At 42.6% G+C, this 22,642-nt stretch carries 25 protein-coding genes and 1 tRNA gene; 13 read left to right on the top strand and 13 right to left on the bottom strand.

The window, feature by feature from the left end:
* Nucleotides 1-3 precede the first annotated feature (3 nt).
* The 7 genes from HMPREF9065_RS06885 to HMPREF9065_RS06860 all read right to left on the bottom strand — a co-directional run bounded on the left by HMPREF9065_RS06885 (nucleotide 4) and on the right by HMPREF9065_RS06860 (nucleotide 4,912).
* Nucleotides 4-1,134 (bottom strand): hypothetical protein, encoded by a 1,131-nt coding sequence (locus HMPREF9065_RS06885; protein ID WP_021615643.1) that lies wholly within the window; start codon nucleotides 1,132-1,134, stop codon nucleotides 4-6.
* Nucleotides 1,135-1,147: 13 nt separating this feature from the next.
* Complete coding sequence (locus HMPREF9065_RS06880) at nucleotides 1,148-1,651, bottom strand: hypothetical protein (RefSeq protein WP_021615644.1); 504 nt, start codon at nucleotides 1,649-1,651, stop codon at nucleotides 1,148-1,150.
* Nucleotides 1,648-3,051 (bottom strand): type II and III secretion system protein family protein, encoded by a 1,404-nt coding sequence (locus tag HMPREF9065_RS06875; protein ID WP_021615645.1) that lies wholly within the window; start codon nucleotides 3,049-3,051, stop codon nucleotides 1,648-1,650. Before HMPREF9065_RS06875 ends, HMPREF9065_RS06880 begins: the two co-directional genes overlap by 4 nt.
* 1 nt (nucleotide 3,052) lies before the next feature.
* Nucleotides 3,053-3,856, bottom strand: coding sequence for a hypothetical protein (locus tag HMPREF9065_RS06870; RefSeq protein ID WP_021615646.1), 804 nt, complete (start codon nucleotides 3,854-3,856; stop codon nucleotides 3,053-3,055).
* A gap of 34 nt (nucleotides 3,857-3,890) precedes the next feature.
* On the bottom strand, nucleotides 3,891-4,331 hold the full coding sequence (locus HMPREF9065_RS06865; RefSeq protein ID WP_021615647.1) for an A24 family peptidase: 441 nt from the start codon (nucleotides 4,329-4,331) through the stop codon (nucleotides 3,891-3,893).
* Between the two features lie 61 nt (nucleotides 4,332-4,392).
* Entirely contained in the window at nucleotides 4,393-4,617 is a 225-nt protein-coding gene (locus HMPREF9065_RS09890; protein WP_021615648.1) for a Flp family type IVb pilin, read from the bottom strand.
* A 70-nt stretch (nucleotides 4,618-4,687) separates the two neighbouring features.
* Entirely contained in the window at nucleotides 4,688-4,912 is a 225-nt protein-coding gene (locus HMPREF9065_RS06860) for a Flp family type IVb pilin (protein ID WP_021615649.1), read from the bottom strand.
* 472 nt (nucleotides 4,913-5,384) lie between these two features.
* Between HMPREF9065_RS06860 and ybeY the strand changes: the two genes are divergently transcribed.
* The 3 genes from ybeY to HMPREF9065_RS06845 are packed head-to-tail and all read left to right on the top strand — an operon-like array spanning nucleotide 5,385 to nucleotide 8,015.
* Complete coding sequence (ybeY, locus tag HMPREF9065_RS06855) at nucleotides 5,385-5,849, top strand: rRNA maturation RNase YbeY (protein WP_021615650.1); 465 nt, start codon at nucleotides 5,385-5,387, stop codon at nucleotides 5,847-5,849.
* Entirely contained in the window at nucleotides 5,846-7,780 is a 1,935-nt protein-coding gene (locus HMPREF9065_RS06850) for a tRNA(Met) cytidine acetyltransferase TmcA (protein ID WP_021615651.1), read from the top strand. Before ybeY ends, HMPREF9065_RS06850 begins: the two co-directional genes overlap by 4 nt.
* Before the next feature lie 49 nt (nucleotides 7,781-7,829).
* On the top strand, nucleotides 7,830-8,015 hold the full coding sequence (locus HMPREF9065_RS06845) for a DUF5363 domain-containing protein (RefSeq protein WP_021615652.1): 186 nt from the start codon (nucleotides 7,830-7,832) through the stop codon (nucleotides 8,013-8,015).
* A 35-nt stretch (nucleotides 8,016-8,050) separates the two neighbouring features.
* Here HMPREF9065_RS06845 and HMPREF9065_RS06840 read toward each other — a convergent pair whose 3' ends face one another.
* Nucleotides 8,051-8,467: an EamA family transporter gene (locus HMPREF9065_RS06840; RefSeq protein ID WP_021615653.1), complete on the bottom strand. Its 417-nt coding sequence runs from the start codon at nucleotides 8,465-8,467 to the stop codon at nucleotides 8,051-8,053.
* A gap of 172 nt (nucleotides 8,468-8,639) precedes the next feature.
* Here HMPREF9065_RS06840 and HMPREF9065_RS06835 point away from each other — a divergent pair, with 172 nt between their 5' ends.
* From HMPREF9065_RS06835 to lipA, 5 genes are all read left to right on the top strand, one after another.
* Nucleotides 8,640-8,942: an RnfH family protein gene (locus HMPREF9065_RS06835; RefSeq protein WP_021615654.1), complete on the top strand. Its 303-nt coding sequence runs from the start codon at nucleotides 8,640-8,642 to the stop codon at nucleotides 8,940-8,942.
* Between the two features lie 221 nt (nucleotides 8,943-9,163).
* The gene (locus HMPREF9065_RS06830) at nucleotides 9,164-10,351 is read left to right on the top strand and encodes a ribosomal protein uL16 3-hydroxylase (protein WP_021615655.1); all 1,188 of its coding nucleotides are present in this window, start codon (nucleotides 9,164-9,166) and stop codon (nucleotides 10,349-10,351) included.
* Nucleotides 10,352-10,357: 6 nt separating this feature from the next.
* On the top strand, nucleotides 10,358-11,695 hold the full coding sequence (gene xseA, locus HMPREF9065_RS06825; RefSeq protein WP_021615656.1) for an exodeoxyribonuclease VII large subunit: 1,338 nt from the start codon (nucleotides 10,358-10,360) through the stop codon (nucleotides 11,693-11,695).
* A gap of 110 nt (nucleotides 11,696-11,805) precedes the next feature.
* Nucleotides 11,806-12,444 (top strand): lipoyl(octanoyl) transferase LipB, encoded by a 639-nt coding sequence (gene lipB / locus HMPREF9065_RS06820; protein ID WP_021615657.1) that lies wholly within the window; start codon nucleotides 11,806-11,808, stop codon nucleotides 12,442-12,444.
* 66 nt (nucleotides 12,445-12,510) lie between these two features.
* Nucleotides 12,511-13,473, top strand: a complete 963-nt coding sequence (lipA, locus tag HMPREF9065_RS06815) for a lipoyl synthase (protein WP_021615658.1) — start codon at nucleotides 12,511-12,513, stop codon at nucleotides 13,471-13,473.
* Between the two features lie 478 nt (nucleotides 13,474-13,951).
* On the opposite strand, the gene HMPREF9065_RS06810 is transcribed toward lipA, so the two are convergent.
* From HMPREF9065_RS06810 to HMPREF9065_RS06790, 5 genes are all read right to left on the bottom strand, one after another.
* Nucleotides 13,952-14,037: transfer RNA gene (locus tag HMPREF9065_RS06810), tRNA-Leu, on the bottom strand.
* 18 nt (nucleotides 14,038-14,055) lie between these two features.
* A complete protein-coding gene (gene secG / locus HMPREF9065_RS06805; protein ID WP_021615660.1) occupies nucleotides 14,056-14,403 on the bottom strand; it encodes a preprotein translocase subunit SecG in 348 nt (115 codons plus the stop codon).
* Between the two features lie 156 nt (nucleotides 14,404-14,559).
* Complete coding sequence (locus tag HMPREF9065_RS06800; protein WP_021615661.1) at nucleotides 14,560-16,485, bottom strand: DNA topoisomerase III; 1,926 nt, start codon at nucleotides 16,483-16,485, stop codon at nucleotides 14,560-14,562.
* 29 nt (nucleotides 16,486-16,514) lie between these two features.
* Nucleotides 16,515-17,117, bottom strand: coding sequence for a recombination mediator RecR (gene recR / locus HMPREF9065_RS06795; protein WP_021615662.1), 603 nt, complete (start codon nucleotides 17,115-17,117; stop codon nucleotides 16,515-16,517).
* A gap of 75 nt (nucleotides 17,118-17,192) precedes the next feature.
* The gene (locus HMPREF9065_RS06790) at nucleotides 17,193-17,522 is read right to left on the bottom strand and encodes a YbaB/EbfC family nucleoid-associated protein (RefSeq protein ID WP_021615663.1); all 330 of its coding nucleotides are present in this window, start codon (nucleotides 17,520-17,522) and stop codon (nucleotides 17,193-17,195) included.
* A 180-nt stretch (nucleotides 17,523-17,702) separates the two neighbouring features.
* Between HMPREF9065_RS06790 and HMPREF9065_RS06785 the strand changes: the two genes are divergently transcribed.
* The 5 genes from HMPREF9065_RS06785 (at nucleotide 17,703) to fecE (ending at nucleotide 22,489) form a co-directional block, all read left to right on the top strand.
* Complete coding sequence (locus tag HMPREF9065_RS06785; RefSeq protein WP_021615664.1) at nucleotides 17,703-18,773, top strand: metallophosphoesterase; 1,071 nt, start codon at nucleotides 17,703-17,705, stop codon at nucleotides 18,771-18,773.
* Between the two features lie 83 nt (nucleotides 18,774-18,856).
* Nucleotides 18,857-19,750, top strand: coding sequence for a Fe(3+) dicitrate ABC transporter substrate-binding protein FecB (locus HMPREF9065_RS06780; RefSeq protein ID WP_033002442.1), 894 nt, complete (start codon nucleotides 18,857-18,859; stop codon nucleotides 19,748-19,750).
* A complete protein-coding gene (gene fecC, locus HMPREF9065_RS06775; protein ID WP_021615666.1) occupies nucleotides 19,750-20,739 on the top strand; it encodes an iron-dicitrate ABC transporter permease FecC in 990 nt (329 codons plus the stop codon). Before HMPREF9065_RS06780 ends, fecC begins: the two co-directional genes overlap by 1 nt.
* Nucleotides 20,739-21,722 carry a Fe(3+) dicitrate ABC transporter permease subunit FecD gene (gene fecD, locus HMPREF9065_RS06770; RefSeq protein ID WP_021615667.1) on the top strand — a complete coding sequence of 328 codons (984 nt, stop codon included), beginning with the start codon at nucleotides 20,739-20,741 and terminating at the stop codon, nucleotides 21,720-21,722. The genes fecC and fecD overlap by 1 nt, the downstream gene beginning before the upstream one ends.
* Nucleotides 21,722-22,489, top strand: a complete 768-nt coding sequence (gene fecE / locus HMPREF9065_RS06765; protein ID WP_021615668.1) for a Fe(3+) dicitrate ABC transporter ATP-binding protein FecE — start codon at nucleotides 21,722-21,724, stop codon at nucleotides 22,487-22,489. Before fecD ends, fecE begins: the two co-directional genes overlap by 1 nt.
* The last annotated feature ends 153 nt before the right edge of the window (nucleotides 22,490-22,642 follow it).

Consider the following 22,642-nt stretch of genomic DNA (forward strand, 5'->3'; position numbering starts at 1 on the left):
ATTCTACTTGTTAATGAGTTTTTCAAGGATTTGAGAAAATAGACTTTTCTTTTCTTTCTCACCTAATTTACTATTACGTGAAACGGCACCTATAATTTTCATGGCTAAAGAGTTCATTTCTTTTTTCCCCTCTTTACCAAGATTAATATTTAATACTGTTTTTGTATTGGTATTTTTAATAAACGGTATTACACCATCAATTTGCGTTCCTAATAACACTTGAATATCACTTTTCGCCATTAACTTAGAGGTTTCAAGGCGGCTATCTGATATACAGACAAATGTTCTAATAGGTTTTCCTTGTGAACTACGGATACGCTCGCACTCATCTAAAAACTGTTTGGCTACTCTCAAAGAACTAATTTTTCGTTCTACAACTAATACAACATTGCTGTACTCATTTAAAAAATGAGAAAAATCATCCTTATGCACGTTATAAAGTGCCTGATCGTAAATAATAAAGTTATATTTATCTAACACCGCTTTAGAGAGTTGCTCTAGATTACCATCAAATAAATCAAGATGAGGGACACCCTCAGTAATACTATTAGACAAACGTTTATCAAATAAAAGGTCAAGATCGTGAGATCCATTTAGCCCTTGAGCTAACAAGGTTGGAACCGCTTTATTTCGTGCGATTTCACTTGCAATATGCGCACTAACTAAGCTTGTACCGATTCCGCCTTTACAACCTAAAATAGCAATTTTTACAGTATCTCTTACTCTCGGAATATTGACGCCAGAGACAATTTTATCAGCCATCTGGATTAATTGCGTGTGAGAGTTAAAGTATAAGACACCTTCTCCTAATAATTTTTGAGACAGCGAAATAGAATCACTATCACCAATAACACAACACCAAACATTTTGGGGAACAATACTAAAAACGTGATTAATAATTGTTTTATTATTTGATTCATTCCCAGTATCAATAATAACACCTACATAATTTTCTGCAGAAAAAGACAAGCCTTCAGAAGAAACAAAAACATCCCGTTTAACAATTTCAATATTTTCCAAGCCTCTTGTACGTAGTACTTGAGCAACTTCACTTAAAATATTTTCACGCTGAGAAACGACAGCAATAATTCTTGCGTTATCAAACGAAACTGTTTCTTGATCCAGTAATAACATATAAATACCTACTTTAATACTTTAATTGAATACGTTCATTGCTTTTTAATGCACAAGACGTTTCATTCGGATTCCAAAATACAGACTCTCCATAGCGAGCGCGACAAGTTGCTTTCTTCGCAGCATACTGGCTCACTTCAACATAAAGAGGATAAGTTGTATTTTTATACTTTCCACCCACAATCTGAATAGCATTCTTAGAAATACCGGCTTTAACTAAATCAGTATGTAGTGCTTCCGCTTTCGTTTTAGCAGGGGAAGTGTGCCAAATAATTTTTACCTTCTTCTTTTTATTACTACCAATATCACGAATAATGGTATCTAAGAGAATCGTATAATCACGCTCGGTAATCGTTGCTAAAGGATATCGATTAATCAACTCAACCCGATTAAACTCACTATTTTGCGTTGCTTGTGCAACGGAAGCATCTTGAACTAATTCGCTTGATGCAAAAGTATGTAGCGATACAGAAACACCAATCAATGCTAAAAATGTATTAAAAGCTAACTTACTCATTGGATAAACCCACTATTCTTTAAGAAATTGGTTGTTAACGTATTATGGTAGCCATCTTTTAATGGCGTTGTATGGAAATAGCGCTCCATTGTGCCGGTTTGTTCGAATGTCGGATATACGACATCTTTTCCATCAACCGGTCTTACTGAATTCACTGTCGCCACAATAATCAATTCTTTCTTATCTCGACTTGTTGTTGCACTGCGGAAGAACGAACCCAGAATTGGAATATCACCTAATACAGGTATTTTATTAATCCCCTCAATGTCTGTAGCGCTAAACAGTCCTCCAATGATGAAACTTTCTCCATCAGCTACCTCAAACAAAGATTTTGACCTTCTCGTATTGAAGTAAGGAATACTACCATCGTTACCAAAATTGTAATTGCCGGCAATAGCGCTTACGCTTTGATTGAGGACCAACCGAATTCGATTATTTTTCTGTACCTTAGCCGCCACTAATAATTTAACGCCAAATTCTTTGTATATGACTGTTGCATTGCCGTTATTATCACGCTGTACAAATGGCACTTCACCACCAATCAAAATATCCGCAGTCTCACCTGAAAGCATAGAAATATTTGGCTCAGCCAAAATTTTACCGTTTGATTGGTCATCTAAGGCGTTAATGAAAGCCGCAAGCCCTGGTGCAGTAATAGTCAATCCGCCTTGCGCGCCATTATATCCACCGCCAAAACCGAAACTTCCGCCAAAAACCGCACTTCCGTTACCACTTAGAGGCCCACGTCCTTGAGCATGGCTCCAATTGATCCCCAATGCTTCAGATATTTTTTTATTTACTTCAACAACCGTGAGTTTCACATTAATTTGTGTTGCATCACCAACATTAGAATTATCAACCACATTGTCATAGCTGTATTTATCTAAAAATGGGAACGTTTCATTACCTAACGTAGTCTCGGTGACTTTTCTTTTTCCTCCCATCGCCTCACCAACAATGCGGTGAACCTCATCACTTTCTTCCTGTGTTTTTGCTTTACCTTCAATCACATAGGCCTTACCAACCTTCTTAACAGAAAGATTAGAGTTCGGGAAACGGGCCTTAAGTTGGTTATTTGTATCAGTGATACTACTTACAACCGAATCCACATTCACAGTGTCTGATGTCAAAGGACGACCATCTTCACCAAAAGACGTCACTTCAGCGCGTCCTTCATCTTTGGCATAAATAATAAAGGTGTTATCGTCTAAAATTTCATAATCTGCCACATTAGGAGAAGAAACAAAAATGGTGTCTATTTTTTCTTTAGTTTGAACAAGATGCGTTGCACCTTTTTCCATAGGAAACGTTTGCGCAGAAACTTGAAAAGAAGCAAAAGCACAAAAGATCAACCCTGAAATGATGTGTTTTTTTCTAAAAATAGAATTCAAAGTCGGCATTTTATAGACCTCTTAATTTTCTGATGAATGTGCCACGGGAATCAATATACTGAGACGTATTCTCAGCAGGTAAGACGACGAGTTTAGAGTCTTTGTCTAGAGAATAAAAATTCTTTGCTTGTGCACCTGTAACTTTTAGCGCAATAAATCCAACATACTCCTGATTGGAAGAAAAACCATCATCTGGATTTCTCACATTTCCTTCATCGTCTTTTGGTAATGGGAATGTTTTTGACTGTAACACTAAAACTCTTGGAGCCACCTTAATAAGATTTTTTCGTTCGTTTGAATTTCGAGAATCACTTGCAATCTGCTGGTTAAATACAGACACATAATCCCCACCACTTACCGTGGTAAGAATATAAGCATCTTCAGGTCGAATATAAACGCGATAGGCCACTTCCTGATTCGGATTTAAAGTTGCCGTATAAAAACCGGGATCATTTGGTGAAAGAAGGGTCTTCGGCGATAGGAAAGAGCCGGAAACCAAGTTCTCAGCAACTAAAAATCCTTGCAGACTATTATTAATCGCTAAATCACGCACATCATTACTGACTAATGGGCTATCAACAGTAACTGTCATTTCGTTGAGTGCATAATCATCTGCTTGTAACAAGCGACCTTTGTTCACATCGCTTTTCAACTGAGCAACTAAAATTAGCTTTTCTTCAACTTTCTTTTCTGGCTCTACTTGCTCTGCAACTTGCTGAGCCGGTGTTTCATCGCCACTAGGCAAAAACATAATACCTGCTATACCCACAAACAGTATGAGCAATGAAATAATTAAGAGAGTTCTATAGTTCATTTTTTTACCCTTTTTGTTTTAATAAAAAGCATTATCAAGCACTAGGCACGCTCGATAATGCCAAATTCGTTAGAAATCCCAGACTAATCGCCACCCCATAAGGCAATCCACGCGCTTTTATTGATTTACGGTAAAAAAGCCAGCCGATAATAATAAGAAGTAATCCGGCAATGGCTGTAAAGAAGAAGAAGAAAATTATCTGCTCATAAGGAATCATAAGCATCAGTACAGATATGAGTTTTATATCACCAGCACCAATAATATGCAATATAAAAAGGACAAAACCAATAAAAAGAGTGCAAAGTGCAGGAATGAAAAAGATGGATTGGTATCTTAATAAACTGAGAGGAACAACAACAAAAAGCAACGCCATAACAACACGATTACTAATAATACGATTATAAACATCTGTATAACATAATCTGAGAAGAAGAAAAAGTAGAACAATGTGTAAACTATCAATAAAATAATTCATTATTATATGACTCTAAAACACTTATGGATATTTATCTCAAAACTCTGAGAGATACTCAAAGCTACTGTAATACAATACTCTTTACTATTGTTGCTACAAGTATTAACTCATTTCTTATTGTAGAAACTACATTTGGAAAAGTATAAAAAACTGTTACTATCATCGCAGCGACGGCAACCGCAATAAGACCATACTCAGTCGAAGTTACCCCTGTTTCTGAGGACTTAAATTCGCGAAATGTATTTTTTAATTTTAGAAAAAAAAGGTTCACGTTAAAATATCCCATCACTAAGTCAAGTTAATAAAAAGGCCTCTATTTAGGAGGCCTATTAGATACAAATATTAACTTAAGTTAATTAGTTAACAGAAGTACCTGTAATTTTAGTTGTCAATTCAGCAAATTTAGATTTTAATCCATCAATGAAACCACCTTGGTTGTAAAATACAACCACGATCATTGCTGCTACAGCTACTGCGATTAAACCATATTCGATTGCAGTTACACCATTTTGGTTTTCTTTGAAAGAACGGATTGCTTCGGTAACTTTAACGAATGCTTTAGTAGTTAATGCGTTTAACATTTTTAATACTCCTAATGTGAGATTTTAGATTTAAAATGAACAAGTCTGTTTGAATTATTAATCAATTCCAGTTCACTTAACCAGCCTACCTAATTAACTGAACGAGGCCTATTATAGTGACTCAAAAATAAAATGCAAACGTTATCGTTAAACCGTAAAATCACTAAAATGCATAACAAAATCAAATGGTTAAATGAAATTTAACACACATCAAAACATAACATTTGCCATTTTTTACATAAAATTTACAATTCTAATATTTCATTACGTTTATAGATAAAAAATGATGTTTTTGTGCATAAAAAATCAGCAACTTAAACATAAAAACTCACTGAGTTTTGTTCGCATTCATGCTATATTGGCGCAGCTTTAGGTGGCACGCTGCGCTTGAATCAAGCTGAACAATCCATATTGCGCCAAAATGCAGAAAGAAAAGAGCGGTCAGAAATCACAATGAATTTAGGAGAGTAGAATGGGTAAGATGATCATTGATTTACAAATGGCTTGCGAACAAGAAAGCGGCTTGCCAACCGCAGAACAAATCGAACAATGGGCAACAGCCGCGGTGCAACCGCAGAGTGATGAAGTGGAAATGACCGTGCGCATTGTGGATGAAGCGGAAAGCCATGCCTTGAATTTGAATTATCGCGGCAAAGATCGCCCGACCAATGTGTTGTCTTTCCCTTTTGAATGCCCTGATGAAGTGGAGCTGCCGTTACTCGGCGATTTGGTGATTTGCCGCCAAGTGGTAGAGCGTGAAGCGCAGGAACAAGACAAACCCGTCATGGCGCATTGGGCGCACATGGTGGTGCACGGCAGCTTGCATTTGCTTGGTTATGATCACATTGAAGATGACGAAGCGGAAGAAATGGAAAGCCTAGAAACCCAAATCATGACAGGGCTGGGCTTTGCAGATCCGTATTTGAGCGAGAAATGAGCCGAGAACTCCTCATTTTAGTGGGCGAGGATGACTTCCTTGCCCACCAATTAAATCACAACCTTTCACTTAAAAGTGCGGTCTGGATTGGCGATGTTTCGCCGCACTTTGCCACCCAATCCTCTTTTCCTTTTAGCAAAACGAAAAATCTGCTCGGCAGTGAATTTCCTGCCATCATTTATGATGCAAGACAAGGCATTCACTTGGATGCCCTCGCCATTGCGGCAGGTACGTTGCAGGACGGTGGTCAGCTGTTATTGTTGTTGAATCATTGGGCAGATTTGGCCAACCGGCCGGACTGCGACAGTCTGCGTTGGTCGGGCGAAAAATACGCCATAAACACACCGCACTTTATCGCCTTTTTACAGGAAAAAATCGCGAAATACGGTTTTCCTGTTTATCAAAGTACGCCCTTAACGCTTGCCTCGCCGATGCCTCAAAAAGACCGTTCAATCCATTGTCAGCCAACCTTAGAACAAGCCCGTTTATTGCAACAAATGGCAGAGGCCGAGGACGCGATTTTGATCGTCACGGCAAAACGTGGGCGTGGAAAATCGGCGTTGGCGGGACTCTTTGCCAAACAGCAACTGGCACAAAACCAACCAGTGATTCTCACTGCGCCGAATAAAAGTGCGGTCAATATTTTTAATGAATTTGCCGGGGTGGACATCACCTTTATGTCGCCTGATGAACTTAGCCAAAACCTCAGCGACGCGCCACAACAATTTGCCAACCATTGGTTGTTTGTGGACGAAGCGGCGATGATTCCGCTAGACATCTTATTTCGTCTAACTAAGGCCTTTAAACGGGTTGTGTTGACGACCACCATTCACAGCTATGAAGGTACGGGCAGAGGCTTCTTATTAAAATTCATGGCGAAAACCGACCGCACTTTGCGTCATTTTGAACTGTTTACGCCGTTACGTTGGCAGGCAGATGACAAACTGGAAGCGTTTATTGACGACCTGTTGCTGTGCGATTGCGAAGATCGTCTGCCACAGCCGCCTTATGATGGGGCGCTTACTGAGCAGATCCAAATTTCTCATTGTGAACGGATTCCTCGTGATCAAATTGAATCTGTTTACGGCTTGCTGACCTTGGCGCATTATCGAACTTCACCTTTGGATTTACGCCGTTTATTGGATGCGCCACAGCAGCAATTTTACCTTGCTCACGCGCAGGATGCCTTGCTTGGTTGCGTATGGGCGGTGCCGGAAGGCGGGTTGGCGGATAAAACGTTAATTCGCCAAATTCGACGTGGCGAGCGTCGCCCGCGTGGCAATTTAGTGGCGCAAATGCTGTGTTTCCAAGCCGGGTTGGAAGAGGCGTGTGAATTGCGCTCTCTGCGCATTTCCCGTATCGCCGTGCAACCCAACTGGCAACAACAGGGGCTTGGGCAACGTTTAATTGCCCAGATGAAACAACAGATAAAACAACAGAATGTGGTGGATTTTCTTTCCGTCAGTTTTGGTTACACACCAGAACTGTTGGCATTCTGGCAAAAGTGCGGTTTTATTCTGGTACATTTTAGCGAAAGCAAAGAAGCCAGCAGCGGCTGTTATTCGGTGGTGGCGTTGTGTCCTTTGAGTGAGGAAGGGCGGGTATTCGTGCAACGGGCAGAAAAACAATTTCAACGTAATTTGCCCCTTTCTTTCCATCCGCTGGCGACACAGTTTACTCGAACAGAAATAGCTTGGACGCTGGATAGCTCAGATTGGCAATCGTTAACCGATTTTGCCAATTTTTTCCTGCCGTTATCTTCTGCCTTGCCGTCCATTCGGCGTTTAATCACATCGGCAGGTGAAGCGCCTTTCCCCTTGTTGGCAGATTATTGCAAACAGCCGGAAAAAAGACCGAATAAGAAAATATGGTTAGAAAATTGTCGTTTGGAAGTGAAGAAATGGTTGCAAAAAAATGCTGTCCTTTTATGATAACAATCCCTTAACAATTTAAAAAAAATAAAAAACGAAGGAGACAAAAATGAGCGAAGAAGGCAAAAAAAGTTGGGTGAAACGCGCATGGGAAGCCTATTCTGATTTCTGTAAAGAAGCCGGTATCGATCAAGGCACTTGCCGTGGCTGTGTGCCTGTGGTGAAGTTTGATGAAGATCCCGAGAAACCAGAAAAGAAGCCGGAAAAGAAACCGCATGATATTCAACATTCGTAATGGGTAGGTTGCGCAAAACGCAGCCTATGGCAATATTATAGGGCTAAAACAAGGACTCCCGATAAAATTAACCCTGCGCCTAGAATTAATTTCATACTGATAGGTTCGCCTAAAACAACCACTCCAAGAATAATCGCAATCACCACACTGAGCTTATCAATCGGCGCCACCCAAGAAGCAGGTGCTAATTGTAAGGCGCGGTAGTAACATAACCATGAAAGCCCTGTTGCCACACCGGACAGAACCAAAAAAACGACCGGTTTGGCGGCAATATGCTGCGGCAGTTGCCATTCATTTCGCATTGTAATAATCGCTATCACAACAAATAAAATGACGATAGTGCGGATAAATGTTGCAAGATTACTGTTTAACCCTTCTACGCCTAACTTGCCTAAAATTGCCGTTAAACCGGCAAAAAATGCGGAACCGATCGCAAACCCTACCCAATTCATGTTTTTCCTCTAAAGTTTCTGCCTATTTTCCAGTATAATGTGCCCGCCTTTTTAACCAGGCTTTTAACCTATAGCCTAGGCATTTTATCACACAATGTTGTACGGCATTGATCCTTTCTTGTGATGTAAACAGGAATTGATCACGCCGTATTCACCACGGATAAACGGATTCATGAATCACAAAATTAAAATTCAAATTGCTTATGCCCTGCCAAATCATTATTATTTAAAAGCCTTTACGGTAGATGACGGCACAATGGTTCAAACAGCAATTTTGCAATCGGGAATCCTAACACAATTCACCGACATTGATTTACGCAACAATAAGGTGGGTATTTTTAGTCGCCCCGTGAAATTGACGGATTTGCTCAAAGAAGGCGATCGTATTGAGATTTATCGCCCACTCCTTGCCGATCCGAAAGAAATTCGGCGTAAACGCGCTGAAGAACAAGGAAAGAAAAATAAATCATCCTGATTGGGAAAGATCGCAAATCTCCCCCAATTTTAAGCGAGTTATTTGGGTGCCATCCTATAAGGTTCAAGTCGCAAGCCCAACCCATAATTATTCGGGCAAACGATTTGACCGCAACCTTGATTCAATTCTTGCTTATCCACGCTTGTCAACGATTCGCCGATGATTAGCCGATGAGCCAGTGAATCAAACCTGTTATTTCACAGCTTAATAAGGGATTCAAAATGAACAAGAACTGCCTTCCATTCGATATTACGCCAGAAATCTTTTTACGTGATTACTGGCAAAAAAAACCGCTCTTAATTCGTAACGGACTACCGGAAATTATCGGTCAACTTCTGCCCGATGATATTTTGGAACTTGCCCAAACAGATGAAGTTGTTGCGCGTTTAGTAAAACAACACGCTGAAGATCACTGGGAACTGCATAAAGCCCCATTATCCGCACAAGATTTTGAAAATTTGCCTGAGAAATGGTCTGTTTTAGTGCAAAATTTAGAACAATGGTCGCCAACTTTAGGTGGTCTTTGGAATAAATTTAGCTTTATTCCACAATGGCAACGTGATGATATTATGGTGTCTTTCGCGCCACAAGGCGGTTCTGTTGGAAAACACTATGACGAATATGATGTTTTCCTCGTTCAGGCCTATGGTCACCGACGCTGGCAGTTAGGTAAATGGTGTGACCCAACTACCGAATTCAAAGCCGATCAACCGATCCGTATTTTCGATGATATGGGCGATATCATTTTTGATGAAGTTTTAGCACCGGGTGATGTGCTTTATGTGCCTTCTCGCTTATCTCATTATGGCGTTGCACAAGATGACTGCTTAACCGTTTCTTTTGGTTTACGCTATCCGAATAGTGCCGATTTATTTGACAACCTTGAACAAAGCCTTTGCCATACAGATTTGGATGTCAGCGAATTAGCCATTCCGTTCCGACTTGCGCCACCTGTGCAAAACACCGGCGAATTAACCGCTGATTCCGTAAAAGAATTAAAACAGCAATTCTTGCAACAACTTGCACAGTCAACACAATTCGATCACTTATTCCAACACGCCTTGGCGACCACCGTCAGCCGCAGACGTTATGAATTGCTTGCCACGGAAGACATTGCCGATCTTGATGATGTTCGAGAAACCTTTGAGCAAGGCGGAAAATTGCTGCAAGACAATAACTGTAAGTTAGTTTATACCACAAGCCCTCTTCGTCTTTATGCCAATGGCGAATGGTTAGATGAATTAAGCCCTGCCGAAGCGGCAATTTTAAAACATCTCGCCGATGGTAAAGCCGTTGATTATGCTTTCTTGTGTCAATTAACCGACGCCGATAATGCTGTGTCGCTTGACGTATTATTTGACAGCATCTGCAACTGGTTGGATGACGGCTGGGCGTTGTTATACGAATAATCACTTATGGCCGATAACATTTATTCTGTCAGCCAACTCAATCAATCTGTGCGATTGATGTTGGAAAATCAGCTGGGTACCGTTTGGCTTACCGGTGAAATTTCTAACTTTAGCCAACCGGTTTCCGGTCACTGGTATTTAAGTTTGAAAGACGAAAACGCTCAGGTGCGTTGCGCGATGTTCCGCATGAAAAATCTGCGTGTAAGCTTTCGTCCGACCAATGGAATGCAAGTGTTGGTGCGTGCTAATGTGAGTTTGTATGAGCCTCGTGGCGATTATCAACTCATTATTGAAAGCATGCATTTAGCCGGTGAAGGGTTATTAATGCAGCAATTTGAAGCATTAAAACTGAAGTTAGCGGCAGAAGGGTTATTTGCCCAACATCTCAAAAAAAACCTACCGCACTTTAGCAAGGCGGTAGGGATTATCACGTCAAAAACCGGCGCGGCATTGCAGGATATATTACACATTTTGCAACGCCGCGATCCCAGCTTAAAAATCATCATTTATCCGACCGCCGTTCAAGGCAAAGATGCCGCCACTGACATTGCACAAATGATTGAACTGGCGAATCGACGGCAAGAAGTGGATGTCCTAATTGTCGGCCGTGGTGGCGGTTCCTTAGAAGATTTATGGTGTTTTAACGAAGAAATTGTGGCGCGTGCCATTTTTCATTCTCATCTTCCGGTGATTAGTGCGGTAGGGCATGAAACCGATGTCACTATTGCGGATTTTGTCGCTGATGTCCGCGCACCAACGCCTTCTGCCGCCGCAGAATTGGTCAGTCGAAATCAAACGGAATTATTACAACAACTTCAATATCGCCGGCAGCGTCTTGAAATTGCCCTAGATCGCCTCTTTGCAGAAAAGCAACAAAAGCTAAAACATCTGTCTTTGCGATTACATAATCAACATCCTCAGACGCAACTGCGTATTCAACAACAGCTCATCACGCAGTTAAGCCATCGATTACAACAAAGCTTACATCATCGTTGGCAAAAAAAGGCGGAAAATTTGACCGCACTTTCGATACGATTATATAAAAATCCGCTTCCATTACGCCTACAACAATACGAACAGCAACTTGCGCAGCTAAAAGTGCGGTTAAATTCTCACATGAATTTAACACTCAGTCTTCAGCAAAAACAGTTAGCACATTTGTGTGGCAAGCTGGATAGTTTAAGTCCGTTAAAAGTGTTGGCACGCGGCTACTCTATTACACAAAATCAACAAAATTTAACGATTCGTTCGCTAAAAGACGTGAATGTCGGCGAACACATAAAAACCCGATTAACCGATGGAAACATCATCAGCCAAGTCATCCGACGAGAAGAAAAAGAATGATATTTTTACTTGTCAGCTTGCCAACACCGTCAAAGAGAGGCATAAAGCACGTTTCAAAATGAATAAATCGGATTTTTATTTACCTTCATTCCTCACGCAAAGGAAAAATTATGCAACCTACTTTAATTGTAAGAAATCTCGGTATCCAAGATTATCAACATGTATGGCATAACATGCAGACGTTTACCGATAATCGCACGGCAGATACGCCTGACGAAATTTGGTTAGTGCAACATCCCTCAGTCTTTACTCAAGGTCAAGCCGGCAAACCGGAGCATTTATTGCAACGTACGGAAATTCCGGTGGTACAATCAGATCGTGGAGGACAAATCACTTATCATGGCTTAGGGCAACAAATTATGTATGTGCTGATTGATATTAAGCGCCATGAGAATTTAAATGTGCGTCAATTAGTGACCGCACTTGAACAATCGGTGGTGAAAACATTGGCAGATTATGGCATTGAAGGCTATCCGAAACCAGATGCACCCGGTGTGTATATTGATGGTAAGAAAATTTGTTCTCTCGGTTTGCGCATTCGCCATGGTTGTTCTTTTCACGGCTTAGCGTTTAATATCAATATGGATTTAACGCCTTTCCATCAAATTAATCCTTGTGGCTATGCAGGACTAGAAATGTGTCAACTGGCGGATTTCATTGGCAGTGAGCGGGCGGATTGCCACCAAGTTTCCCTCCAATTAGTTAAGCATTTTTCCACGCTGTTAGGGTATAATGTAACAAATCATTAACAGTCTTAGTGAATTACCGTTTAATCTCGTTACCCTTGCCATTTACTCGCAATATAAGGAATTTCAATGGGAACACCTTTTAAGATGGAGCGCGGCGTTAAATATCGTGATGCCGCCAAAACCTCTATTATTCCGGTAAAAAATATCGATCCTAATCAGGAATTACTGAAAAAACCGGAATGGATGAAAATCAAAATTCCCGCCAATGGCGCGCGAATTCAAAGTATTAAATCCGGTATGCGCCGCCACGGATTGCATTCTGTCTGTGAAGAGGCCTCTTGCCCGAACCTGCATGAATGTTTTAATCACGGTACAGCAACCTTTATGATTCTTGGGGCGATTTGTACCCGCCGTTGTCCGTTCTGTGACGTCGCACACGGCAAACCGCTTGCACCGGTTCCCGATGAGCCGCGTCAATTAGCGGAAACCATTCAAGATATGAAATTGCGTTATGTGGTGATCACTTCCGTTGACCGTGACGACTTACCTGATCGCGGTGCCGGTCACTTTGCCGATTGCGTACGCGAGATTCGTGCTTTAAATCCGAACATTAAAATTGAGATTTTGGTGCCGGATTTCCGTGGGCGCATTGAATTGGCATTGGAAAAATTAAAAGACAATCCGCCGGATGTGTTTAACCACAATTTGGAAAATGTACCACGTTTATATCGTGAAATTCGTCCGGGTGCGGATTATCAATGGTCGTTGCGCCTACTGAAAGAATTTAAAGCCATGTTCCCACATATTCCAACCAAGTCTGGATTAATGGTGGGTTTAGGCGAAACCAACGAAGAAATTTTAGAAGTTATGCAGGATTTACGTGATCATGGCGTGACCATGCTCACGATCGGTCAATATTTACAACCAAGCCGACACCATTTACCGGTTGCCCGTTATGTGCCTCCAGCAGAATTTGATATGTTCCGCGAAAAAGCACAAGCCATGGGCTTTGAACATGCGGCTTGTGGCCCGTTCGTCCGATCTTCCTACCATGCCGACTTGCAAGCCAGTGGCGGATTGGTGAAGTAACGTCCCCATTTAAGAAATAAAATAAATCTGCGCATTAATTCACTCGTCTTAATGCGCAGATTTTTTTATCTATTCTCTATGCGTAACAATATAACTCACTGTGTTGGCAAAAAATTCTTCCGTCCGGAAATGTCTATTTTCATATTTTTATTTTAGGTTTGGTCGTGCATCAAGATGCACGCTACGTACGAAATCGTGAATGTCTGAAAGGGGTAAATAACGTTCTGTGCATGGTCTGGTCGTGCATCAAGATGCACGCTACACATGAAATCGTGAATATCCGAAAGAGTTAAATAACGTTCCGTGGGCGGTTTGGTCGTGCATCAAGATGCACGCTACGTACTAAATTGTGAATGTCTGAAAGGGGTAAATAACTTTCCGTGCATGGTCTGGTCGCGCATCAAGATACACGCTACGTACGAAATCGTTACGGATCGAAGTTAATAAAAAAGACCGCAAAATTGCGGTCTTTCTAAGTTGGTGCTCTGGGCGAGACTTGAACTCGCACGACCTACGGTCACTACCCCCTCAAGATAGCGTGTCTACCAATTCCACCACCAGAGCTTAATTTGATAAGTTTTATTATTGAGGAATATCGCTATTTTTTGTATCTAACACAGCCGGTGCTTTTTTCTGTTGTTGCTGAATTTGTTCAGCTGTGCCGGATAAATCATCAAATGCACCTTGCTTCACATTATTTTTGTGTGAGTTGATGTTACCAATAACAATACTAATAATAAAGAAAATCGTTGCTAAAACTGCCGTTGTTCTAGAAAGGAAGTTACCTGCACCGGCTGCACCGAACACGGTACCGGATGCGCCACCACCAAAAGATGCACCGGCATCCGCACCTTTACCTTGTTGTAACAGGATAAAAGCGATAAGGGCAATGGAAACAACCAAATAAAGGATTAACAACGCTGAATACATTTTATCTTCTCTGATTTAGCAAATTCTAATGAAAAATAACGGCGCAGATATTAGCGAATATCTTAGTACTTCGCAAGTTATTTTATGTATTTTTACGCTATTTGGTGCAAATTCACTCAGTAAAAACATTTTGAAAAACGACCGCACTTTTAACCCTCATTCACTTTTCTTTGTTCTCGGCGCAGCCTTTTTCACGCTTTGATTATGCCGGCTTAACTCGCGTAAAGCGGAAAAATTAATGTAGTGCAATAATTCAGGCAAAAGCAGGGTGAGGTTTTGCATAAATTGCTGATAACTCGCCTGTTTACGGCTAATGCCATCAAGCTGTGACTCCCAATGTGCCGTCATGTCAGGCTGTGTTGCCACATCCGGCAAAGCGTTAATTAAGATTCGCCCCGCCTCGGTGCTGTGAATATTACGCCCTTTTTTATAGAGAAAACCACGTTTAAACAACAATTCAATAATGCCCGCACGCGTCGCTTCCGTGCCTAACCCATCAGTTTCACGCAAAATTTTTTTCAATTCTTTGTCTTGCACGAAACGAGCAATGCCTGTCATCGCAGAAAGCAAGGTCGCATCTGTAAAAGGTTTCGGCGGTTGCGTTTTTTTACTGACGATTTCACCTTTTTCGCAATGCAACATTTGCCCTTTTTTGACGACTGGCAGCAACGCATCTTGATGTTCATCGTCGTTGTCTTCTTTCCCCCAAAGCTGTTTCCAACCGGCAATTTGCAAATTACGCGCCTGCGCAATAAAAGTCCCGCCGGCAATATTCAAGGTGATTTTACATTTACGATATTCCGCGTCAGGACAGAACTGCATGAGGTATTGGCGGGCAATCAGAAAATAAATATGTTGTTCCGCCGGATTCAAACTCACCGGGCGGTTCTTTGCTGTCGGGATAATAGCATGGTGTGCTTCGACTTTTTTATCATTCCAACAACGATTTTTTTGTTCAGGATCGATAATTTCAGGCAAGGGCTGAAATGGAGTTAAATGGGTAGAAATGGCGTTCATCACCGCCATGCGATCCGCAAAATGTTCTTTTGGCAAATAACGGCAATCGGAACGCGGGTAAGTAATCAATTTATGGGTTTCATACAAACGTTGACAGGTATCCAGCACTTCCTGCGCGGACATCCCAAACCGCTTGGCTGCATCAATTTGCAACGCTGACAAAGAATAGGGCAACGGTGCCGTTTCTTTTTCCCGTTTATCCGAATAATCGGTCACTTCCGCCGGTTGGTCGGTAATGCGCTTCACCACATTTTCCGCCAACGCATGAGATAATACGCGCCCATCCTCGTCTTGATAATCTTCACAGGCTTTGCTCGGCTGCCACAACGCAGAAAAAAGTGCGGTAGCTTTCTTCGGTGTTTCTTCCTCTTTTGGGTCACGCACCCAAGCCAACACTTCAAAGAAATCCTTCGGTTGGAAATGCTCGATTTCTAAGTCACGGCGTACGATAAGGCCAAGTACGGGCGTTTGTACTCGCCCAACAGAAAGCACACCATTATAACCTGCCTGTCTGCCTCGAATGGTATAAGCCCGTGTCATGTTAATGCCATAGAGCCAATCGGCGCGCGCACGTGCCAACGCGGAGGTGGCAAGGGGCACAAAATCACGATTCGGTTGTAATTTTTTAATGGCTTTTTCTACCGCACTTGGGTTCAAGTCGCTGATTAAACAACGCTGAATGGCATTGCGTTTTTCAGGCGGTAAATTGAGATAACTGAACACTTCGTCCACCAGTAATTGCCCTTCACGATCTGGGTCACCAGCGTTGACGAGGATGTCCGCTTGCTGCACCAACTTTTCAACGGTCTTTAGCTGCTTATAGGTTTCTTTTTTCGGAATTAACTGCCACTTTTGCGGCACAATCGGCAAATCTTCTAAGCGCCATTGTTTGAAACGCGCATCATAGGCATCGGGTTCTGCTTGTTCCAGCAAATGCCCCACGCACCATGTCACACAATCGTTATCACCACATTTGATAAAGCCGTCACCGCGTTGATGCGGTTTCGGCAAAACATCCGCAATCGCGCGTCCAAGGCTCGGTTTTTCTGCTATAAAAAGTCGCATAAACAAGAAAACGCAGAGGAGAAAAAAGATTAGCCGATTTCGCGGCGGCCTAAGAAAGAATGGGTCAGCGTGGTGCCATCCACCATTTCCAATTCACCGCCCACCGGAATACCGTGGGCAATGCGACTGACTTTGACGTTTTGTTGCAAACACAATTCTGCAATGTAATTCGCCGTAGCATCGCCTTCGACAGTGGGATTTGTCGCCAAAATCACTTCCTTGAAGGATTCTGTTTGTAAGCGTTTCTGCAATAAATCCAAGCCGATCTCTCGTGGGCCAATGCCGTCCAATGGCGACAAATGCCCCATAAGCACAAAATAACGCCCGGAAAATTGCCCGGTTTGCTCAATGGCAAGAATATCTGCCGGCATTTCCACTACACAAAGCAACCCCGAATTTTGACGGCGAGGATTATTGCAAATATGACAAACCTCCTCTTCCGTGAAAGTACGGCAATGCTCACAATGCCCAATTTTTGACATAGCTTCCGTCAGCCCTTGTGCCAAACGCATACCGCCACTACGGTTACGTTGCAATAAATGATACGCCATACGTTGTGCAGATTTCGGGCCAACGCCCGGTAATACACGTAAGCTTTCGATCAAATTTTCTAACAAGGGACTGGTTTGCATAAGGTTCTCGGTGAATTGACTGAAAAAATAAACCGCACTTTAATCATAAAGTGCGGTAAGTTTTACGGACGTTTTTTAGAATGGCATTTTAAAGCCCGGCGGCAATGGCATACCGGCGGTAACAGACGCCATTTTTTCTTTTTGTAATTCTTCAGCACGGCGTACTGCATCATTAAATGCCGCAGCGATTAAGTCTTCCAGCATTTCTTTGTCGTCTTCCATTAAAGAAGGATCAATGTCAATACGACGGCAGTTATGCGCACCGTTAATCGTGATTTTCACCAGCCCTGCGCCTGACTCGCCAGTCACTTCTAATTGTGCAATTTCTTCTTGCATTTTTTGCATTTTTTCTTGCATTTGTTGAGCTTGTTTCATTAAACCGCCCAAACCGCCTTTTCCGAACATAGATTTTCTTCCCTTATTTACACAAAAAAGTGGTCGCATTTTAACGAAAAATTTCTGACTTGAAAACGATCAATTTCGGATTAAATTGCGCCCCACGGTGATTCATATTATTATCCGTTGCCTTAAAAATACACAGAAAAATAACCGCACTTTCCACTCTCAAGGAACATAAGGAAAATTATGGAAATCCGACACTACATCACCACGGCTGTCGCCATACTGGTCTTACAATTCATGCTGTTCGGTTTTAGCCGTACCCTCGGCTGGCTGTTTAATCTCAACCCAAAAACACGCACCAAGCTGACTATCATCCTCTTTTTGCTCTTTAATGCTCTGATTGCAACCGCCCCCTTGCGTCTGTATGCCGAAAGTTTTCGCGTCAGTGCCTTGCTTCTCACTTTATTGCTCTTTTCCACGTTTAGCAGTGCCATCGTAGGCATACTGCATCGCTTTTTTAAACCGTGGGATAACGCGCTAAAATTACTCTATCCGATACTCTTTTTAGGATTTATTGGACTGGGTTTATATAACGCTTACACACCAGTGATACGTCATTATCAAGTCAAGCTGGATAAACCCATGCAACCTTTACGCATTGGTATGGCAAGCGATTTGCATTTAGGGCATTTGTTTGGTTCAACACAGTTAGATACGTTGGCTGGCATCATGCGGCAGGAAAAAGTAGATATTATTTTGCTCCCCGGCGACATTATGGATGATAACGTCAACGCCTATTTAGCAGAAAAAATGCAACCGCATTTTGCCAAACTGCAAGCTCCGCTTGGCGTGCATGCTACATTGGGAAACCATGATTTCTTTGGCGATCAACAACGCATTGAAGCAGAAATGCGCAAAGCAGGGATCATTCCCGTGATGGATGAAAGTGTCGTGATTGATGGACGTTTTACCCTCATTGGGCGCAATGACGACCTTGTAAAAAACCGACCAACGACGGCGCAATTACTGAAAGGCGTCAACACGGCATTACCGGTGATTCTAATGGATCATCGTCCAACAGAGATTGAACAACACGCCAATTTACCGATTGATATTCAGCTTTCCGGCCACGCTCATAATGGACAAATTTTCCCGGCAAATTTTATTGTTAAACTGATTTATCGCTTAAGTTACGGCTATGAAAAAATCAATCAAGGGCACTTTTTTGTCACGTCAGGTTATGGCTTTTGGGGCGTACCGATGCGATTAGGGTCGCAATCAGAAGTGATGATTATCGACCTGGTCGGACATTAAAAAAAGAACTATTCTCAATACCGAGCCCTGTGTATAATTTACCCCATTACACTTATGTTTTTATAATGACAGAGGACTCGGAAATGAAAAAATTCGTCAAAGCAACCCTTACTTCTCTTTTTCTTATGGCTTCTGTGACGGCAAATGCAGTGACCGTCACCGATGCTAAAGGTGAATTCACTATAGATAAAACCCCAAGTCGCATTGTCGCGTTAGAATATTCTTTCGTTGATGCCCTTGCTCAAGTTGGTGTTAGCCCGGTCGGCGTTGCCGATGACAACGATAAAACCCGCATTTTGCAGGAAGTGCGCGATAAGATTCAACCTTGGCAATCTGTCGGTACCCGTTCACAACCAAGTCTTGAAGCCATTGCCGCATTAAAACCCGATTTAATTATCGCTGATCCTTCCCGTCATACAGCAGTTTATGAAGAATTAAAAAAAATTGCCCCGACCATGATGTTTGACTCCCGCCATGAAAGCTATCAGGAGAATCTTGATACGGCACAAAAAATCGGTGATATTGTCGGTAAAGGCAGTGAAATGAAATTGCAAATTGATAAACACAATAAAATTGTCGAAAGCATTGCGCAAAATATCAATGTGAAAGGCAAAAAAGCAATTTTCGGCACCTCCCGCGAAGACAAATTCAATTTACAAAATGACAGTGGTTATGTCGCTAGCTTCCTTGGTGTTCTAGGTTTTAACTCACCAAAATTACCAAACGCCACTCAAGCCTTTGCTGAAATCAATCTTGAGCAATTAGTGATGGAAAAACCGGACTATATGTTTATCGCCCACTATCGCCAAGAAAGTATCGCCCGCAAATGGGAAGCTGAACCTTTATGGCAAGCCATTCCTGCCGTAAAAGCCAAACATGTATTTAGCGTCAATGCCGATATGTGGGCGCGCGGACGCGGCATTACAGCCAGTGAGATCATGGCAAAACAAGTTGAACAATTCGTTAATCAAAAATAATGTTTGGTACGGCTTTTCGTTGGGGCTTTCCCCTGCTAGGACTGGCTTTCCTGTTATGGGGAAGCCTGTTTTTATACTACCCTATTGAAATTTCACCATTAGATGCGCTAAACGCCTTTTTCCCCAATGGCGATGAATTGGCCAAGATCACCGTGGTCGATTTACGTTTCCCGCGGGCGTTAGTGGCAATCGCATTAGGCGCCAATTTGGCGGTAGCCGGGGCATTATTACAAACCATCACCCGCAACCCACTGGCCTCACCAACGCTACTAAGCGTCAACTCCGGCGCAAGTTTGGCCATGGTAACGGCGAGTGCCATTAGCCCGGCCTTATTATCAGGCTACAGCATTGCCTTGGTGGCAAGTATCGGCGGTGGAATCAGTTGGTTGGTTGTAATGTTGATCAGCAATGCGTGGAAAGACAGTAGTGGCGATCGCAGTCGCGTGATTTTGGCGGGGATTGCCGTGTCGTTATTGTGTACTGCTCTCACCAAATTAGTCTTAATTATGTCGGAAGATCATGCCTTTGGCGTAATGAGTTGGCTTGCCGGCGGCATTTCTCACGCCCGTTGGAACGAATGGCACGCTATTTGGCCGTTTCTGCTATCGAGCGCTCTCTTTTGCCTCTTCTTTGCCAGCCGCTTAAATTTACTCAATTTAAGCGACGAATCCGCTCAATCCTTGGGAATTAACCTGTTCCGTCTGCGTTGGTATGCCAATATCATGGCATTATTAATTGTGGGTTCAGCCGTTAGCGTAGCCGGCCCGGTCGCCTTTATCGGTTTGTTAATTCCACACTTAGCACGTTATTGGATCGGCTATGATCTACGAAAATCATTACCCATGTCCATGTTATTAGGCGCCATTTTAATGTTGGCGGCTGATACCGTTGCCCGTGCTGTTGATTTCCCAAGTGAGGTGCCTGCCGGCGCCATTTTGGCCTTAATCGGTGCACCAATCTTTGTCTTATTTGCCAGAGGAAAACACTAATGCGCTGTTCTCATTCAGGATTCCGTGCAATCGGCTTTTACTTATCGGCACTCTGTACGGTCGTGCTATTATTTGTATTAAGCATTCGTTACGGCACTTACACGCTATCCTTTGATGAAATTAGCCAGGCTTTTCACCCTGACGATAAAAACTATTTCACTTTAATGGAATACCGTCTGCCACGCGCGCTACTCGCCATTATTATCGGCGGCGCATTGGCCATTTCCGGGGGATTGGTGCAAAGTGTCGTGCGTAATCCGTTGGCCTCTCCTGATATTTTAGGAATCAATAACGCTGCCGGTTTGGTCGCCGTTACCGTATTAATCTTCCTACCGAATTTAGCCTTTTACTGGCTACCGATTTTCGCCTTTATCGGCGGTGTCCTGTCTTTCATTTTGTTATGGATGATATGTGGTTTTAACTTCCGCCCGATCAAAATGGCCATTATCGGCGTAGCACTTTCTGCCCTATGGGCGGCAATCAGCCATTATTTAATGCTAACTAATCCGGTAGAAATCAACACGGCTATGCTTTGGCTAACCGGAAGTTTGTGGGGCAGAAGTTGGGCTTATGTCAATGTCGTTTTGCCTTGGTTGTTGGTGTTATTGCCGTTACCATTTATTTTCTGTCGAGATTTGGACACCTTAGGTTTAGGTGAAAACAAAGCGGCCACCTTGGGAGTAAGCGTAAATAAAACGCAAATCTTGGTATTAGTGCTGGCTGTTGCGCTTTCCACCACAGCCGTCGCCATTTGCGGCCCCATCGCATTTCTCGGCTTAGTTGCACCGCACTTAGCACGCAAATTGGTCGGTGGACGCCACCGCACATTATTGCCGGCGTCCATGCTAATCGGCACGTTGTTGTTACAAATTTCCGATATTTTAGCGCGGGTTATCGATCCGCCAACAGAACTGCCCGCCGGTATTCTCACCGCCATTATCGGCGCCCCTTACTTCTTCTATTTATTGATGAGAACGAAATAATGAGCATTGAGATCAATAAGTTACAATTAGGCTATCAAGATAAAACTATCGTACGGGATTTATCTCTCAGATTTCCGAGCAACCAAATCATTGCCTTAATTGGCCCGAACGGGTGCGGCAAATCCACAACACTAAAAGCGGTGGCCCGTTTACTCAAGCCACGTCTAGGCACAATTACTCACAAAGGCAAAGATATTTGGCAAAGCACACCGAAAGAATATGCCAAACAATTAGCGTTCTTGCCACAACAACATTTGGTGCCGGAAGGCATTAAAGTACGTGAATTAATTGCTTACGGCCGTTCGCCTTATTTGAATTTATGGGGCAAATTGAGTGATAAAGATGAGCAATTAGTGGCTTGGGCTATGGAGCAAACCCACACTACAGAATTGGCGGAACATTTGGTATCGGATTTATCCGGCGGGCAACAACAACGGGTTTTCTTAGCCATGACATTAGCGCAAGATGCAGAGCTTGTTCTGTTGGATGAACCCACCACTTATTTGGATCTCAACCGCCAGGCAGAACTCATGGGCATGATGCGTCAAATGCAACAAAACGGCAAAACCGTCATTACGGTACTCCACGATTTAAATCAGGCTTGTCGTTATTGTGATTATTTAATCGTTCTCAAAGACGGCAACCTTATGGCCCAAGGGACGCCTGACGAAGTGATGACAGAGGGGCTGTTAAAAGAGGTGTTTGATTTAGAAGTAGTGATTCACCGCGATCCAATTAGCCAAACACCCATGTTTATTTTGAAGTAAACAAAAGTGCGGTCATAATCTGGGGGCAAGTATGATAAGTTGCCCCTATTCGCACTTTCTAAAATCATATTCTGTAATCACATTCTATTATGTCATTTCGCTATAAAACCCCATTCATTTTTTGTCTCACTTCCGTTAAAATAGTTGAGAATT

The organism is Aggregatibacter sp. oral taxon 458 str. W10330 (assembly GCF_000466335.1).
Taxonomy (GTDB): domain Bacteria; phylum Pseudomonadota; class Gammaproteobacteria; order Enterobacterales; family Pasteurellaceae; genus Aggregatibacter.